The following is a 16,737-nucleotide window of genomic DNA, read 5'->3' on the forward strand; positions in this document are numbered from 1 at the left end:
GAGCCTTTTAAGAAGCCGGCTTCACTGGCGTCTCGGACAGACTTGGCGATGAGGTCCCGCGATATTTCGTTGGTCAATTGTGTCCGTTTCCAGGCCCGGGCCACAGCCTCGGGCGCGAAGTCTGTCCGGGTTTCGGCTTTCAACTCCTGGATCAATAGCCGCTGCGCTCCTGCTTCATTTTGGTGAATCCACCTGGTTAGTTGCACATTCGCCTCTGCGATTTGCTGCGCCCACTCGTGATGAGTTTATAAAAACTTCACACTGGAGACCAGCCAGGTCGTGATGGTCTCCTTGTCTTCCAGAAAACGCGCCGTAGCGTCGCGTTCCAAGCGTGTCACCCACGGTTCCACGGTCCAGACGGCTTCCACCGCGCCCCTTCGCAAAAGGCGGAGCTGGTCAGGATTTGCCGTGGGAATTACCATTACGTCGCCGCCCGTTAGCGTGACCTTGAATCCTTGGGCTTTTAACCATGCACGGCAGGAAATATCCTGCGTGTTGCCCAGCTGTGGCGTGGCGATTTCTTGCTGCGAAAATCGGCAGGCGTTTTGATGGCTGAATCGGCTCTCACTACTAAGGCGACCCCGCCGTTGGCTGAACCCGAAAGGACGCGCATTTCTTCGCCATTTGATTTTAAGTGGGCGTTAAGTGTGGGGCCGGGACCCACGTACGTGACGTCGAGCGATCCGGCGAAAATTGCTTCCATGGCTGAGGGTCCCGCATTGTAACATTGTAAGTGTGCCATTGAACCTCAGCGTTCGGCCCGAGCCGCTGTTCAAACCAGCCCTCGCCCTGTCGCGACAAAGCGTGTGCGATTACCCCTTGAGGATGGGTGATATTCGGGAAATGGCCGAACCGAACCACCGTTCTCCCAGAATCAAAGGACTTCTGTGCACCAGGCTGATGGATCTGACCGATTGCCAGCAATAGGGCTGCGGTAATACTGGCTTGCTGTAAACGGGATCTCATGAGAGCCACAATCGTTCCCCTGGAGCCTCACAACATGTTTTGCGCTATCGCTGTTTGAAACTCCGCTGCAGTCAATTAGACCGCTGTGGTCTCGCGCGAATTGTAACCGAACCGCGGATCGAGGTCTCGCAATGCCTCCGTGGCGTATCGCTGATCTTTGGCAGAAAGGTAGTCCCGATAACCGCCAACCTTTCCCCGGTGTACTTCGAACGATTCCGGATCCCGCACGTTCCCTGGTTGAAGAATTTCGGAATCGAAAGCACCCGCAGCCTCCAGCTTCTGCGTGTTCTCAAATCGAGCGAAATCGAGCGCCTCTTGAAAAACCCAAGCGTCTGCCGCCGTTTCACCCAGCACGGCAAGAAGCTAAGGAAATATTCTGCCGGCGATGCGCGAAGCGCCTCGTAGCGGACAACGATGAAATCACTTCGGCCGCCAAATTCATCCAGCCGGTGGTTCATCACCCGGACCAAACCCCGGATTCCAGATCGTTCGTCGCGGAGAAGCTCGCTGACGGATCGCTCCGTGAGCGCAGCGTCTGGATCACGTCGGGTCATTTAAATGTAAAGCGAAACGAAGCAGTCTCGAGGATCGCGTACAAGTAGAACGATTTTCGCCCGTCGCAAATCCTTCCGGGGCACCAGATATTTGCACCCTAGCCTGCACTATAAATTACCCTTGGTCCGGTGTTCAAATCGATCGTGGGAGAATATGACACGCGGGAATCCCGACAGATCATAACACCCCGGCTGCAGAGTAAATTCAACCCCCTAGCATTTGCACAGGTACGCGCAGAGAAACGTCCGAATCCATGTACGCCCGCTTTTTGGCGCCGACAACACAATAACATCCCCGCCCAAGAGCAGTTTGGGCCGGCTACTGAAATTCCGGCACGTCCAATGCAGATAACGCCGCAGCCACCAGGACGACCGCGCCGCCTTTTCCGGCGAAGAAAAGCCGGTCACTTTCCCAAGTGCGATTGTTTCGCCTGGCGCAATTACCGCCTGCTGCGAGTCGGCTAGGCGTTGAGCTGTCAGGTCCGCCGCCATTCTCCAATCGATCACGGAATCAACGATGCTTCCAGAGAGCAAGCGTGCGACGAACACCGCTGGTTGCATAAGAGCTTAAAAGAGATTAATTTTTCAGGCCCAAAAATGGGGGCGTACCGGCTTCTACTGATCGTTGGAAGCGCGGGCGGCATGTCGAGGATGGTTCGTTGGCCTCGTTAAAAATCGAACCAAACAAATAAACGCAGACTACGAAGGTCTCGCTCTCGCGGCTTAATTGACCGCCACGTTTTCGCTGTGACGCCTGCTGGCTGCGAAAACGAGGATAGGAGGCTGGCGAATCGGCGGAGCGACCGCGCCGGTTCGTGAATCGATTTCGTGGACGCCCGGGAGCCGGCAGTGCGCCGGAGCATGGCGCGGTTCCTCAGAACCAATCGCCGGATAAACATGTAGAGGCTTGCGTGGAGAACGATGAGGACAGGGGTTCGATTCCCCTCGCCTCCAAGCCTTCGCTTGCAAGCACTAAAAGCACACGGGGCCAGCCGGAACAGCACGCAGGCGGAACATTACTTTTACGGGATCACTCTGCCTCAAAGCCAATGGCTTGGCCAACCAGCCACAGCTTTTTGAATGTTGTCTGAGGACCGAATCCGGACGTGAATCTCCTCGTCGCCATTACTGAAGCGTGTCCCTCGCTCGCGATGCAGCGAGAGCAAAGGTTGCGCGCCGGATAGCATTCCCCTCACTGCCCTCCAGTTTTGAGCCATTCGCTCCAGAGTCGCGGTCGGCCATTGGGATTGGCGCGGGCATAATCGTAAAAGGCGCGGACGAACGCGATCCGGTCAGCGATATAAGGCGCCTTCCAGTTTCCGGGCGCTACCGGAGCCAGCACGTCATAGCCGTCGCCCAGCAATTTTTGACGCCGCACAATGGCTTCCAAGGAAATGCGCGCCGCGTTTCGCAGCATATCGTAAAGCACCATGAAAGTCGTAGTTCGGCCACGCCCAGCTTCGCAGTGGAAATAGGCCCAGCCGTCCGGCGGCATCTCCCGCGCAGCCAGAATAAACCGATCCACTTCTTCATCCATGGGACGCACGTGATCGGTCACGGGAATGCGCACGTACCGCGCACCGGCGGTTTCCACCAGATCGCGCTCGGTATTCACGTAATGGATCGTCACGCGCTGCGGCACCGCGGCGTCGCGACGCCCTTTCTTCACCGGCTCGCCAAATCGAATCGAAACCTCGCTGCCGGGCTTGAGCAATTGCACTTGTGCCGTTTCCTCGGTTTCGATTGCAGCCCGACTTCTGCCCACGTTAGCCCAGTCGTGCGTGGCAAACCAGCTCGCAGGCAGACCGTTGATGAAGATGTGCGTTTCCTGTCTTAAATCGAAAACGGTGACCGGCCCGCGAGTGCGGGCCAGCACAAGCTTGAGATTGTCGGCCGTAAATTGTCCACTGCCGGAGGCGCGAAGCTCCTTTAATCCAGCGTTCTCAAATGATTCGTCTGTTTCATTCTTCGGCAAGTCCTCAGTAGTGCGAAAGTTCCGCGGGAGAGCGCTGGCCTTCGCGGGGTCAATGTCCCAGATAAGTACCGGCGATGCAGCATCGGCCGGACGCACCGGCGGATGTTCCGGAGAGAGCGCCGCCACACAAAGTGCTCTGGCGAAATTGTAAAGAAGCGCCAGAAGACCACAGCGCCAGAACAAAAAAATGCCTCTCGTCATGGAAGCGTTTCTTTTTTCCATTGAACATAACTCCTGCCCCTTGGGCAAGAGCTCCCGCTGGTAATCGCTTTCCCACACATCGCGCTGAAAGTCTACAAAAGGCGCGGCATTGGTCTGCGCCGCGCTCCGAACAGAGACTGCCATTAAGCCTCAATGGGAATCGTCTTCTTGTGGGATCGCACCTCTTCAGTCTTCGGAAGCGTGATTTTCAGGACTCCCTTCTTGAAAGAAGCCTTTGCCTTGTCCGTGTTGACGTCTTCGGGCAGCGCTATGGCGCGCTCAAACGCTCCAAACTGCCGCTCGGAGTGATAATAATCAACGGGGATTTGCTCGCGTTTTTCGCGTTTATCGCCCTTGATGGTTAGCCCGTCGTCGGAATAGCTCACTTCGATATCCTTTTCCTCCATTGCGGGCAACTCGGCCGTCACACAGAATTCCTTGTCGGTTTCGGTGACGTCGACCGTTGGCATGAATGGGGAGAACTGCGGATCAGCCCGGAGGCTGCCTTCCGGATGCTGGTGACCACGGGATTAATCCTTCTATGGCTGCACCAGCCCGAAACCTAAAGGAAAAAGATTCGCTTCCCCCACGCCAAGGCTTTTGCCAAAAAAATACCGTGTCATTCCCGCTCTTTTATACCAGCCTGCGAGAATACCAGTATTACGCGGGAGAAACGCCCGTAGCTCTCATGTATCACCACCTCGAGCGATGCCCTGTAACTTGCGGCCCCGCTCGGGCACTTTTCGTTTCTCCAAAGCGGTTTGAGCGTCAACTCGCAGAACTCCAAAAGGCTCGCTGGTCGGTGCTCCTTCCCGGTGATACTCCGCAAAGCCGGTCCCTTCTTCTCACCTTCGATGACGGCTACCAGAGTGTGTTTACGCAAGCGTTTCCGATACTGGAACGATACAGGATGCGGGCTATCGTCTTTCTGGTTGCCGGACACCTGGGTAACCGGAACCTTTGGGATGCGCGGCTCGGCTACCCCGAGCGGCGCCTTATGAGCAAAGAGGAAGTGCTTGGCTGGATCGGTGCTGGGCATGCGATTGGGGCTCATACGATCTCCCACCCAGATCTTTGCCAGCTTTCCCGTAAGCAAGCGCGGGAAGAAATTTGCGGTAGTAAAAAAGCCCTCGAGGATCGTTTTGGGGTTCCCGTGCGCTATTTTGCTTACCCCTACGGTCGGTGGAACCCTTGGGTCGTGGAATTAGTTGCAGAAGCAGGCTTCGAGGGCGCCTTCACCGTACATCCAGGACCTTACCAACCTGCTAGCCACCCGCTCCTCATTAACCGGTTAGCGGCTCGACCCCGTCCCAGGAATGTTCCTTCGTACTGGAAGGGGTTGCGAGCCTTTCTCGGTGCGCATCTTAGGAAAAACTCGCCAGGAAACGAGCCAATGGGAGGTGGAAGGCATGAAATACCGGTTATTAGGTAAAAGTGGTCTCCGTGTGTCGGAAATCTGCCTTGGGACCATGACCTTTGGCCAAGTGTGGGGTCATGGATCCGACAAAGAGGAAAGTAAAAGGATCTTTGACGCTTTCCTTCAAGCTGGTGGAAACTTTTTCGATAGTGCCAACCGGTATACGGAAGGAACCAGCGAGCGCTGGCTAGGAGAGTGGATCTCTTCGGAGCGAGCCAACCTGGTCATTGGCACCAAATACACCCTGTACGAAGAGTACGGCAAGGTCAACCGGGCAGGGAATCATCGCAAGAACATGGTTCAGTCATTAGAAGCGAGTTTGAAACGACTCCGTACCGATTATGTGGACGTGTTCTGGGTGCATGCATGGGACTTTTTAACTCCTGTGGAAGAAGTGATGCGGGGATTGGACGATTTGGTTCGACTCGGAAAAGTGCTCTACGTAGGGATCTCGGACACTCCTGCATGGGTCGTCGCCCAGGCGAATACTCTGGCCAGTTTGCGCGGATGGACTCCCTTTGTGGCCTTGCAAATCGAATATAGCCTTCTGGAACGCACGCCTGAAAGAGAGCTATTGCCCATGGCGGAGGCTTTGGAACTGGCTGTCCTTCCTTGGTCACCCCTGGGTGGAGGAGTTTTAACGGGAAAATACCTCGACCCACAGAATCCAGCTGGAGGAAGGTTCGCAGGAAACCGGCCAAGCCGGCTTCAAAACCACTTTTTGAACGAGCGAACTCTAGCCATCGCCCGGGAAGTGTGCAGCGTAGCGCAGGAGCTAGGGTGTAGCCCAAGCCAGGTGGCCTTGGCCTGGTTGCGCCAAAAAAAACCCGATCCCATTCCGATTATTGGGGCGCGCACGGTCGATCAGCTTCGAGACAACCTGGGATGCCTCCAAGTGCATCTTCCGCCCAAGATGATGGAACGCCTGGACGCCGTCAGTGAGGTGAGCCTGGGCTTTCCCGGCGACTTTTTGCGAGACCCTCAAGTCCAGGACCTAATTTTTGGGGGAACGCAAGACCAAATCCTTTCGTTTCGATCCCGGTGACCGCTCCCGAAGCAAACGTGCAGGTAAGGCAAAAAATGGGAAAATCCCTTTCCCTAAGCCTCAAAGATCCAAGCCGGTCTGGCTCCCTGTAGGATCCACCGAGAGTTTCCGTAAGAACCGCCCTCCCGTTTCCCATACGCTGCGGCGATGTGCCCGAGGGTTAAAGGGACCCCTTTCCTGGTGTCTGCCCTCCCTATCCCCTATCGTTCCAACAACCGCGCTCTCGCTTCACCAAAAGGTTCCCTTGAGGTGTCCTAGGCCATAAAAGGTTAGAAGACAGTACCGTGTCCCCCGAAACCTCGAGAACTCAATCGAGCAAGAGGCGTTTCGAATGGGGAGGATAAGCTCCAACTCCAACTAGGGGATGAAGCACGATCCTAGGAGGAGCGAGGCCCAGGCCGAGGTGCCTCCGCGAAAGACTCAACGTGTCATGGCAATAACCAGAGAAACGTGCGATAGGTGATGGGCGCCCACAAGGAATGGGAGATACCGTGCAAGATCCGTAAGCCGATGCGGACGCGGAACCCTGCTCTTCCACCCATTGAGCTTAACGTGCTGGCCAAGCGAAAGCACCAGGAGAAACGCTACGACTAAGCTGCATCAGGATAGTGATATTCCAGGGTCCCCGAGAGAGGTTGGATAGATGCCCAGGCGAAAAAGAAGCCTCCTTAGCAGCCGGTGGGCTCCAGAGCTACTTCCCGAGGGCCATCCCACAATTCGGTTGGAAAAAGGCGTGACGAAAGAAAGGAAACTCTAGCTAGAGTTGTTACGCAGCTCCTAAGAAAAAAAAAGAAGCAACCATCTTATCAGACTCTGGTAGAAAACTCTATAGAAACCATTTTTTTGGAGCGATCGATCCAAATTGACAAAAATTTCTTTTTTCCCTAGGATACTTGGCGCCTTTCCTGGAAGTTTTCTGGGACCGCTTACCAAAGACCGGTGCTTGGGTGAGCGGTGGTTACCAGTTCAGTGGCGGGAGATCGAGAAAGTAATCAAACGGCCGGTTGGTGCGCTTGGAGGGAGAAAGGCAGCCGTTAAGCAACGACCGCTAGAAGGGAAGAGGATTAGATGGATAAAGTGGTGGAAAGGAAAGGATACTGGTTTTTTGTCCTGACGCTGCTACTGGCCGGATGTGCCTCAAGAGGGCCTGTTTCGGGTTCTTACTTCTTCTATCAGCCCCCGACGGGACAGGGGAACCGGGTCGTGAAAGTTTCGCTCCTGAACCAGGCTGTTTACGTCATGGAAGGGAGTCGTCCCCTGCTCGTGGCCCCGGTAGGCGTCGGCACAGCCGCCCATCCAACCCCGACAGGACACTTTCGGGTGTTTCGAAAGATTGCAGAAAAACGTTCCGGAAGCTATGGCTTTTGGGTTCGAGGTGATCAAATCGTCAAGGGAGAGTCGCCGCACAAGCCGTCCGGAAGTGGCTGGCACTATGTCGGTTACCCCATGCCCTATTGGGTGGAATTTCTTCCGGGTTACGGATTTCATCAGGGCTACGTGTGGCCCGTACCGCGAACCCACGGTTGCTTGCGGCTGGAGCAAGATGCCGCTCGCAAGTTTTTTGAACTGGTTAGTGTGGGCACGCCCGTATGGATTGCCCAACGGCAACCAGAAGACGACACACTAGGCAAGAACTTGGTTCGCCCCCAGACGTGGAAGGAACCCGATCCCCCCGCAAGTTTTCTGATTTCTCCCCTGGCGTTTCGTGAGCCATGGCGTCCAGCGCCTTCTGGCGGCTAAAAGAAAGCCTGGGCGGGAGGCGTCGGGTCGACAAATGCTAGATGTGCGTTCCCAGGTTACAACTTTTACGCCAAGGGGTTAAACCTCTGGTTTTGGAGGCTTTTCAAAGCTTTTTGCGAGCGAAAGATCGACCCGAAAAGGCTGGCTCGCCGAGATTGTTTCCAGCGCCTGTGCCGGCGATTGTGGTTGCATGTAGCCCATCAGGCGAGCGTGCGTTAGTGCATGGTCATGTTGGTACCAACCGCAATTGCGTTGATCCAACGGCCATTCATGGGGTGTTGTTCCTCCAGGATCGACGGGGCGCACTGAGAGGAAGAGTGGCCTTGAAGCAACCGGTGATGGACCTCACGCGATGTGCCGAGAACAAGGCTCTGGCCCGCGCTTTCCAAAGAGGTGGGATCTCGCCCGATCTACCTTTTTTCTTGATATCCCGCCCGTCGTCGCCGCGGCCGCTGCCGTCGGTTGTTCAAGGGTGTGAAGGTGCGCCGGCGTGTTTTAGCTCTTTCCAGGACTCAACTAGCGTCACTGAGACGGCCAGCTTGGGTCGGCTTTGTTGTCCCGTGGGACGACGGGTCATGTCAGTGCCGAGACCATCTGCGGCTCCATCGAGCGCACCGAGCCCGGCACCCGGAGGCGATAGGTGAGGGTGCACACGTTCTCGATCCCGTTGGATATCAGTACGGACCAAGCGAACCGGCTCGCTGTGCTTCAAGCCGCCTAGGCCAGTGCGCGCCACGAGCTCGTTCCCATCGGACGCGAGCACCGTGTTTGGAAGCGCGTGGCCTCAAATCCATGCGCCTGCTCGAGGCTTTGCGAAATCCCGCTCTTCGGGCAGTCATTGTGTTAGAATCCCCTCTTTACCGTGTGCGAGGCGTACAAGGGGAAAAGCCGCTTGAGCGCATCCGGAAAGAGACACGGGTACCTACGCTCCCTTTTGTAAGCGTGCGGGCGTTCCCTTGGACAAGCGCGCTTACAAGGGAAAAGTCGTCTTGCTTCCGCTCGGGCCGAATGCTCCTCCTTCCGATCCATCTTGGGAAATACCACTGGCGCATCCCCCAATCCGGTCAACCGAAAAAGAGCAAACGGGTCTTTCGCAAGAGGAATTGGTATCCCCATCTTCTCGTCGAATGCGGCGGCACGAAGCATCTTGCCTTCGGCCCGCCCATGGGTGTGGATGCCAGAGAACACAAGCTTGGCGCGACCTGCACGGGCAAGGTCTTCGGTGGCAAGCCTGTGGGTGACGAGCGCGCCCATTCCCTTGCCCTGTGCCGCCCTCTTCCTGCCAACCGCAGCCCGAACGCAAAAGAGAACCTCCGGCAGGTCTCCGGCAAAAAAAGCGGCGTGTTCAGCCCGTCAACCACCAAACAAGCCCGGCCATCGTCACCGAAGCCGTCAAAGCCGCCCTTTCCACAATTGTCATGGGACAGCTGGGACACACACGTACCCGGATCCAGGCTAGAAAACGCGCGCCAGGCTTGATCCCTAGGCTTGGCACGAGCTTCCCGACCTTGATCCCGTACAAAACCAGGGTAGCAGACATCCCGATTCCATACCCCCATCTCGGCCTATACTAGCCGAATTTCTTCCTCGTGCGGCCGTCCGGGGAAACACAGTCAAGATCATTTCGTGTGCTAGCCCTGTGGTCCCCGCACGCACACCAACGGAAACGCAAGCCAGAATCTTGTTCGGATTGGCGGGACCTTGGCCTCGCCAAAGGTTCTTGCCCATCCCCCTGATGCCGGAGATGGGCATGAGCCTGCCCTACGATAAAGCTCGCGACTCCCAGTCACAGGTTGCTTCCAGTTTAAGATCGCAAGCCAAACGCGGTTCTCCAAGTGCCCTCCATCCCTGAGCGAGGGCCATCTGCCTTTCTTGTGGACGCCATCGCCGTAGATGCTCCCAGGTGGAACGGCCATACGGTCTTTTCGAATCGAAGCAGAGGACATCGCTGCACAAAAAGCCTTTCTTTTGCTCAAGACGAACACACGTGCGTTTCAAATCCAACTGTGCTAATTTCTATCGTAGGGTCTCTCAAAGAGAGGCCCGAACGTTACGAAAAACGAAACAAACCGAAAGCCTTAAAAGGAGGGATGGATTCTATGACGTACCGCAGCAAAGGGAGTCTTCTTGCGTTAGCCGCAATCATGAGTGTGGGAACCTGGACGCTCCTAAGTCCCATTGCATGGGCGGAGCATCGTTCTCCGCAATCCGAGTGTTGCAGTTCCAAGGCCACCCACTGCGTCCACAAGAATCGCCGCTGCTACCACGAGGGTAGTAAGCGGGCTTGTTACCACAAAAAAGGCTACTGTTACCACGGTAGCTCATCGGCTTGTTGTCATCGCTAGGAAGACAGGATCACGATAACATTCTCGCTGCCAGCAGGTCAGTGCCTGCTGGCAGTTTTTTATATTGGTTCTGCGAGACAAGTCGAAAAGACACGGTTTTCGGATGCACGTTTTTGCCAGGAATTTCCAGAGCTTTCATCCGGCAAGCAATGGCTTCTGCTTTTCCTTTTTATCCAAAAACGACTAGGGAAGACCCGTCCTCTTGAGCGCCTTGAGATGAGCCAGCGCCCTTCAAACAATAGGCCCTTTACCCGGGCCATTCCTGGATGAGCCACAGGCAGATGAGGTCTGTCGAGACCCCACCTCAGTCGCTTTCCCATCGTAAGCATAGCTCGCAACGAGTCTGCGGCCGCAGGTCCGCTTTGAGCATTAAAAAACGTTCTCGCAGATGAGGCGTCCTCTATCTCTCAAGCAGTCCGACCTCCCCATAGGTAGTGAAAATCCCCCCGTTTGCCGATGGTTCCAGAAGTGCGAAACGAAAGGTACAGAAAGTCTCCGCAGCACATTGAAAGAGCTATTCTGTCCCAATACGCGCTCTTTATTCTTCAAAGCTTGGCAATAAAATAAGAGTGTTAGAAAAGATTTTTCCGCGCTTGGCTGCTAACGGAAAGACACAGAAGTCAAAGGTGGATAGAAGCATGCGCTATATCTTTTCTACACTTGGCCTCCACCACTGAAGCCCTCGCCAACGTGGCCGATCTTCGTACAGTTGAGGAGCAACGCGCTGCGATTCGGGAGAGTTATAGCCGGATGTGTGCCTTTCGATCTGGCCCTACCTCCAGGTTCTCTCTGGGTGGTCCGTTCTCACTCGCCCCCGCTCGATTCAACGCCACGCGCGGATTTCCCGTATTGGGGCTTTCGGACGAAATTGTGGCAGGATTATCTCCCGCAGCAAGCTTCTAACCCGCCTTCGCTCTTTGCTCCAACGTGCACCGGAGCCGCCAAGCCTGCCGGAGGTTCTAGACTGTCCGTCACTCTTTGATACCTTTCGCTCTTTCCCCAGGTTCCATCTGGAACTCCGTGCCATTTCCCTCCCAAGTCCCTTTCTCCCTGCTTTTTGGTTCTTATGGACCTATTTCCGAGTCTTGCCTGATCTTGCCTTCGCCTCCATTGGACAACAGTCGGTCCGTTTGGTGCTCACCCAAACCCCCGCCAAAATGGTCTTCCCCTCCTTGTGCCTCGTCCTTCGCATGCCGACCCTCGCCCGCTATCCCGGAAGCCCCCCCAATCCTTCCCATGGCTTTTTCCTTCCCAGCAAGACTTTCGCCCTCGCTTCTCCAGCACAAAATACGGCTCCCGCATTGCCGGTTTCGATGCTTTGGTAGAGCCTTCCCTAGCCGTTAGCTTACCTTTCTCAGGTTTTTAGCCTTTGTAGTTGCAAGTCAAGGATTTATGGAAAGATATGTAGGATCTATGCGTCAATAGGTTGCGAATCAGTCTTTTTTTCGAAGAAAATCGTAGGTGTTCTCCATTGTAGGCATCTACGTCCGCGAAGGTTCGTACCGATCGCAACGGAAAGGTGGACCGGCAGGTAGGGCGTTCGGGAGTCCTGCGGGGTGCGGAAAAAGGTGAAGAGAAGGAATTGGGCCAATGGGAGCCGGCTCCCGCTCGAAAGCCAAAAGCTTCTTCGCTCAAGCTTGAAAGGGGAGAAGCTTGTCCCCCTGCAGGGCCTACACTTGGGGATGGGTGAGGCATTAGGCGATGGGGCGTTCGGACTACGGGAAGAGGTGTCACGAAGATGGGGTCTAGAGGAAAATGCTTGCAGGGGTGAGATCGGAGCCGAAGCCGCGGTTGATGAAAGCGATCGCCTTTGGGGCCGATTTTATTGCCTCTGCGCAGTGTGCCTTGCGAAAGAAAGTAAGAGGGACGCTTTTGGAGAAACTATGCGGGTTGCAGGAAAAAGGATTTCGAGCAAAAGAAGCTATACCGGGCGAGAGATGGGTGAAACGGGGTTTGAAGCTAGGCGGAAAAGAAGTTCTATCACAAGCATTTCCCTGCGGGGAACGAATCCTGTGCTTTAGGATCTCTCCTATCTCCCCTGTGAGGCGGGCAGGGCCGGAAGGACTGGTCCGTTATGGAGAGAGCTGGGATAAGCGAGGGGATCGACGGCAAGTTTTTGTTGTGGATTGCGACCCGTGCACAAGGAGTTTCGATTTCTCATAAAGGTTTTGTGGGAGAAATCGCGCGGATTCGAAAACTCTTGTGGGGTTGCTCGTGACATTCCAACGACGCTTGGGGATCCGAGAGACAGCCTCTGGTTTTGAAGGAGGAAGGAAAAAGCCGGTGGAACTTGGAAGCGCTCAAAGCGGAGGGGATTCCCTATGCCGGTTGAGCTAAGAGAGGCCAAGCTCCAAGAGCGATTATCAAAGTCTTCCCAAAAAACCGCGAGCTTTGGCCTCTCGACCGGAGTTAACTGATGGAGGTGAAAGGCAATGGTATTCGACAGGTGATTGCCGGAAAAATGGCCTCGGCCTTGAGCGATCGGGTCCAGCGGGAAAGCCCAGTGGCTTCTGGCAACGAGAGATTGGCCGACACACCCAAAACCCTCCCGCGAAGAGCCCGATCCCTTCACACTGGGGAACCCGGTCGGTTTGGGCGCCTTTTGCCTCCAAGCCCATAAATCCTTTGGAGTATGGGGTCGACCCTGAGGGCCACTTCTTGTACAAACGTAAAGAGAGGCGCGGATCTTAGAAGAGAAAGCAATCGATGGATGGTATCTTGTGCAGCCCCCATCTCTCCTCGCTCATCATAAGCGACTCGCCGAGGGTTGAAGCCGGCTTTCCCCAGCCCAAAAAGCTCCCTCCCTGCAGGTCCGTCCCGTGTATCACTGGGGCCGGCGAGCTGAGCTCGCAATTCTATCCGGGTCTTTTTCCTAGCCTGGTGGCTCAGCGCCGGACCCCAAGCCCAATGGATCTCGAAAACCTTCCCCAAAGAAGTGCCCAAACGCTTGGTCGCCTTTAAGCGATCCACGTAGCGCGGTTCCTGCCCGAAGGCAAATTTTCGAGCGCCGAATCCCTCCGAAATACCCAAAGAAAGGAAACGAGCTGCTCCAAAAACTACGCCCGCTTCGTCTTTTTTCTTACGGGTCCAAACCGATCAACTAGGCAGGACGAAACCAGTCAATCGTTTCGCTACAGTGACGCACCTTCAAATAGTGTGAAAGTTAAGTTAGGGCCTGCCTGCTGGATGACTCTCTCCCGCTTCGCAGGCCTTTTCCATGAGAGCGGTCCAACAGCATCGGCCGATCCGAATGCTTCGAACTAGAATAACAGCTGCCGTCTGGGGTTATTTTCCTCTTCACTGGACGATCCATCCTTTGTAAGACCCGCGCCCGGCGGGGGATCGACCGGAAAGGTTCCAATCTCCTCGAGCCTTTGCTGGGCCTCTTAAAAGCCTTTTCGCTTGGGGTTCGCTGGGGAAGCTCCCTAAAAGGGACTAGGCAGTTTCGATGGAACCGGGAGAATGGGCGGACCTACCTGCCGGTTTTTCATAAGGGAACGGGAGATATTCGACACCGCTGTGTCGCCTCACTGGTTGGGGATACAACGCCATGAGTTGTAAAACTTCGTTGGGCATTTCGTTACTGACACGCAACCCGAGTTCCTTTGCTTTTTGGTAGGTAATAGGATAGTCGTGCGTCCAATATCCCTCGGTGAGCCGATCCGCAATTTCTTTAACCGTGTCTTCCGGATAGTGAGAATGTAGGATCTCTCGCACGAGTTCTTTTACTTGGGAAATCGCTTTGGAAGCTTGATCTGCCAAAATCCAAGTCCGATCTTCTATCTCGGAAGCAGGCTTTCGCTCCAAAACCTTAAGCACGGAGGCCGCTGGCCATTCCCCAAGCTGGGGATCCACAGGACCCAATACGGAATGCTCGCACATGACGATCTGGTCGGCAGCCAAAGCAATCAACGTTCCCCCCGACATCGCGTAGTGTGGAACAAATACTGTGACCGGTGATTTTCGACTTCGAATCGCTCGAGCAATCTGAGCTGCGGCCAATGCAAGACCTCCAGGCGTGTGAAGGACAAGGTCCAGAGGGATGGATGGACCGGTGAGATGGATCGCCCGGATGATCTCCTCAGAATCCTCCAGATCAATGTACCGCATCACAGGAAAACCAAACCAGCTCATCGTCTCTTGCCGGTGAACCAAGAGAATCACACGGCTTTGGCGCTTGGCTTCTAGCGCTGCGATCAACCGCTGCCTGGCGGCTTCCAACAGCTTCTGGCTGATCGCCGGTTGCAAGGCGCCAAAGATAAGAAAAAGCCAAAAAAGATCCCCAACGTTCATAAGGTCCGTCCTTTCCCTCCGTCTGAATCTTCCCCCCGTGGTCCTTAGAGCTTCTAACGTCGGCTATGCCAAGCCCATAAATGGGCCATCTCATCAGGCTGCAAGGGTCTTGTCTTTGGTTTCCCAATGCGGAATACCCAGCAGGCAGTAGCGCCAGCTATAAAGCCCCCTACATGAGCCCACCATGCAATTCCCCCGACCTCCGTAGGACTCGCAAGCGCTAAACTCCCGCTGAACCACTGGGAAAGGGCCCAAAACCCCAGGTAGAAGAAAGCCGGGACTTCAAAGAAGAAGGGAAAAAAGAAAATCGGGACCAGGAGAATAATACGAGCACGTGGGAACCAGACAAAGTACGCCCCCATGACTCCGGCGATCGCTCCCGAGGCCCCGACCGTCGGAAGGGTTGAATCGGGATTGGTCTCCATGTGCACAAGCGCCGCACAGAGTCCACAAAACAAATAAAAAAAAACAAACCGGAGGGAACCGAGCCGCGCTTCCACATTATCCCCAAAGATCCACAGGGTCCACATATTCCCTAGGATATGGATCCACCCCCCATGGAGGAACATGTAGGTAAGAAAAGGCCAATAGGTATCCACCGGAAACCCCACCCACTCTGCCCACCGGGGGTGAGTGAAACGGGCAGGGACAATTCCAAAGAGATAGAAAAACTCTTCTCGCACTTCTTCCGGCAGAGCTAGTTCCAAAAGAAAAACGAGCGCATTGGCCAAAATCAAAAGTCGAGTAGCTAAAGCCCCCGTCGGAGCAGGGGCAGTGTCCGCCACGGGGAACATGGCCAAAGCCTATCACGCACTCCACCCAGCGTACAAGGAAGGATTTGCGAGTATAGGTCCACATGGGTCTTGAGTCATGCGGCGTTGGGCAGGGCGCTCTTTCCCTATGGGTTTATCATTCGTGGTTAAATCGGTAGGGTTTTCCTTTACCCGGTTTGTTACCGCACTCTCGGAATGGCCCCCGCGAAAACCCTTGCTCTCAACTCAATCGTGTCGAAGTGTCAACGCGCGTTTGACCGAAGAAAAAAGGGGACAAGCTCTCAGCTGCGGCCCTTTCCCTTTTGGCTTGCGGCTGGCTGGACGCTTCGTCCGCCCGAAGCAAACCGACCAACGGCTCGCCATCGAAGCCTTCGCTGATCCTGCTTAGGGAGAAGATTTGCGTGAGCGTCACCAACCTGCGATTCTGCCGTAAACAACCCGTGACTGAAGTTGCAGGCTTTCTTGTAGAGCGCAGAGATGGTCCACCGTTCCCCATGCTCGCAACATCAGGCGTATCTACGGCCGCTCTTGCCAAAGCCGGGACCTGGTCAATTCTGGCAATCTTTCGACTTGCATCGACGTCGCTGGGTGGCCGGAGACCACAGCGAGGAGACTAGAAACCTTCCACCACGATCCTGTCGACCCCCGCGTCGATACTAGCCTGGACGATGGCTCTACTTGTTTCGGGGTTGATGTGCCAAACGCGCCGCATCTTTTTCCGAAAACCTGCTGGAGCTTTTGTCTAGCGCCCTGGGTGCCGTTGGACGGAAGACGACGACCCTGGGCAAGGGACTAGTCGCGCTTGTCGCGCAACTTCTCCGCCGCCAACCATTTGCCTGTGCTTGTGGCGGCGAGCTTCTTTTCCCCCAACATCCACGCCTAGCACGGCGCCGGACGCCACAGCTTGGCTATCTATTTGTCTCAACGACAAGGTTCAGATACCACGTCCTTTCGCAAAAGACCCATTCCGTTTCCTTCAGCCAATTGGAAGCACGGACGCGCTTTGGCTACCCGGCCAGCCGCAGCGGGACGCTCATGCGTCCCTCGATCGTGTAGAGCCAAACGCTCTCACCCTTCGTAGTGTACGTGCGCTTGTCGAAGCGCATGCTGGCCTGGTCAGAGTGCAAGTCCGGAACCGGCGCTTCCTCCCTGATGTGTCTCCATGTCTTTTTTCTACCCTGTAGATCTTGCACACCGTGAAGATAGCATTGCTATACATCTGGGCGCCCAAGGGCGTTGCCTAGTGCAGCAGGGTGTAGGTGCCCCGCTGCAGGGCTACCCTCTTCCAGACGCAATGTTCGCGCACCACGGAAACGAGCCGGTTGGAAGCCTCGGCGTATGCCGAGCAGAGTGCAGCAAGCGATCCTTCTTGCCGCGGTTTCGCTTGACCCCCCGAGAGTTCCATGCCTTCTAGGTCCGAGCTCGGAG

The 16,737-nt window shown here is 55.5% G+C and carries 16 protein-coding genes, 1 other RNA gene and 1 pseudogene; 6 read left to right on the forward strand and 12 right to left on the reverse strand.

Features of this window, described 5'->3' with window-relative positions; genetic code table 11:
- Nucleotides 1–245: 245 nt before the first annotated feature.
- The 6 genes from KK925_RS11260 to KK925_RS05145 form a co-directional block, all read right to left on the reverse strand.
- A complete protein-coding gene (locus tag KK925_RS11260) occupies nt 246–518 on the reverse strand; it encodes an ABC transporter substrate-binding protein (protein ID WP_407929041.1) in 273 nt (90 codons plus the stop codon).
- Complete coding sequence (locus KK925_RS11425) at nt 464–742, reverse strand: PhnD/SsuA/transferrin family substrate-binding protein (RefSeq protein ID WP_407929040.1); 279 nt, start codon at nt 740–742, stop codon at nt 464–466. Before KK925_RS11425 ends, KK925_RS11260 begins: the two co-directional genes overlap by 55 nt.
- Nucleotides 631–966, reverse strand: coding sequence for a hypothetical protein (locus KK925_RS05130; protein WP_174583169.1), 336 nt, complete (start codon nt 964–966; stop codon nt 631–633). The genes KK925_RS11425 and KK925_RS05130 overlap by 112 nt, the downstream gene beginning before the upstream one ends.
- Nucleotides 967–1,041: 75 nt before the next feature.
- Entirely contained in the window at nt 1,042–1,320 is a 279-nt protein-coding gene (locus KK925_RS05135) for a hypothetical protein (RefSeq protein WP_174583170.1), read from the reverse strand.
- Nucleotides 1,321–1,520: 200 nt separating this feature from the next.
- Complete coding sequence (locus tag KK925_RS11430; RefSeq protein WP_407929042.1) at nt 1,521–1,604, reverse strand: sulfotransferase domain-containing protein; 84 nt, start codon at nt 1,602–1,604, stop codon at nt 1,521–1,523.
- Nucleotides 1,605–1,733: 129 nt separating this feature from the next.
- Nucleotides 1,734–2,081 (reverse strand): hypothetical protein, encoded by a 348-nt coding sequence (locus KK925_RS05145; RefSeq protein ID WP_174583171.1) that lies wholly within the window; start codon nt 2,079–2,081, stop codon nt 1,734–1,736.
- Between the two features lie 38 nt (nt 2,082–2,119).
- Between KK925_RS05145 and ssrA the strand changes: the two genes are divergently transcribed.
- Nucleotides 2,120–2,475, forward strand: a transfer-messenger RNA (tmRNA) gene (ssrA, locus tag KK925_RS05150).
- 237 nt (nt 2,476–2,712) lie between these two features.
- Here ssrA and KK925_RS05155 read toward each other — a convergent pair.
- Nucleotides 2,713–3,840 (reverse strand): phosphatase domain-containing protein, encoded by a 1,128-nt coding sequence (locus KK925_RS05155; RefSeq protein ID WP_174583172.1) that lies wholly within the window; start codon nt 3,838–3,840, stop codon nt 2,713–2,715.
- Nucleotides 3,840–4,166 carry an Hsp20/alpha crystallin family protein gene (locus tag KK925_RS05160; protein ID WP_174583173.1) on the reverse strand — a complete coding sequence of 109 codons (327 nt, stop codon included), beginning with the start codon at nt 4,164–4,166 and terminating at the stop codon, nt 3,840–3,842. Before KK925_RS05160 ends, KK925_RS05155 begins: the two co-directional genes overlap by 1 nt.
- Before the next feature lie 146 nt (nt 4,167–4,312).
- Between KK925_RS05160 and KK925_RS05165 the strand changes: the two genes are divergently transcribed.
- From KK925_RS05165 to KK925_RS05175, 3 genes are all read left to right on the forward strand, one after another.
- Nucleotides 4,313–5,128 (forward strand): polysaccharide deacetylase family protein, encoded by an 816-nt coding sequence (locus tag KK925_RS05165; RefSeq protein ID WP_174583174.1) that lies wholly within the window; start codon nt 4,313–4,315, stop codon nt 5,126–5,128.
- A complete protein-coding gene (locus KK925_RS05170; RefSeq protein WP_174583183.1) occupies nt 5,106–6,158 on the forward strand; it encodes an aldo/keto reductase in 1,053 nt (350 codons plus the stop codon). Before KK925_RS05165 ends, KK925_RS05170 begins: the two co-directional genes overlap by 23 nt.
- 1,068 nt (nt 6,159–7,226) lie before the next feature.
- A complete protein-coding gene (locus tag KK925_RS05175; RefSeq protein ID WP_174583175.1) occupies nt 7,227–7,898 on the forward strand; it encodes a L,D-transpeptidase in 672 nt (223 codons plus the stop codon).
- Between the two features lie 1,345 nt (nt 7,899–9,243).
- Here the strand turns inward: KK925_RS05175 and KK925_RS05180 are convergent.
- Nucleotides 9,244–9,438: a hypothetical protein gene (locus KK925_RS05180; RefSeq protein WP_174583176.1), complete on the reverse strand. Its 195-nt coding sequence runs from the start codon at nt 9,436–9,438 to the stop codon at nt 9,244–9,246.
- Between the two features lie 2,599 nt (nt 9,439–12,037).
- On the opposite strand from KK925_RS05180, the gene KK925_RS05185 reads away from it, so the two are divergent.
- Complete coding sequence (locus tag KK925_RS05185) at nt 12,038–12,406, forward strand: hypothetical protein (protein WP_174583177.1); 369 nt, start codon at nt 12,038–12,040, stop codon at nt 12,404–12,406.
- A 1,272-nt stretch (nt 12,407–13,678) separates the two neighbouring features.
- Here KK925_RS05185 and KK925_RS05190 read toward each other — a convergent pair.
- Complete coding sequence (locus KK925_RS05190; protein WP_174583178.1) at nt 13,679–14,536, reverse strand: SDH family Clp fold serine proteinase; 858 nt, start codon at nt 14,534–14,536, stop codon at nt 13,679–13,681.
- Nucleotides 14,537–14,589: 53 nt separating this feature from the next.
- Nucleotides 14,590–15,330: a rhomboid family intramembrane serine protease gene (locus tag KK925_RS05195; RefSeq protein ID WP_174583179.1), complete on the reverse strand. Its 741-nt coding sequence runs from the start codon at nt 15,328–15,330 to the stop codon at nt 14,590–14,592.
- A 106-nt stretch (nt 15,331–15,436) separates the two neighbouring features.
- Between KK925_RS05195 and KK925_RS05200 the strand changes: the two genes are divergently transcribed.
- Nucleotides 15,437–15,697, forward strand: coding sequence for a hypothetical protein (locus KK925_RS05200; protein ID WP_214096323.1), 261 nt, complete (start codon nt 15,437–15,439; stop codon nt 15,695–15,697).
- Nucleotides 15,698–16,549: 852 nt separating this feature from the next.
- Here KK925_RS05200 and KK925_RS05205 read toward each other — a convergent pair.
- Nucleotides 16,550–16,737: pseudogene (locus KK925_RS05205) on the reverse strand (hypothetical protein); the annotation flags it as partial.

It is taken from the genome of Candidatus Methylacidithermus pantelleriae (genome assembly GCF_905250085.1).
Classification (GTDB): Bacteria; Verrucomicrobiota; Verrucomicrobiia; order Methylacidiphilales; family Methylacidiphilaceae; genus Methylacidithermus; species Methylacidithermus pantelleriae.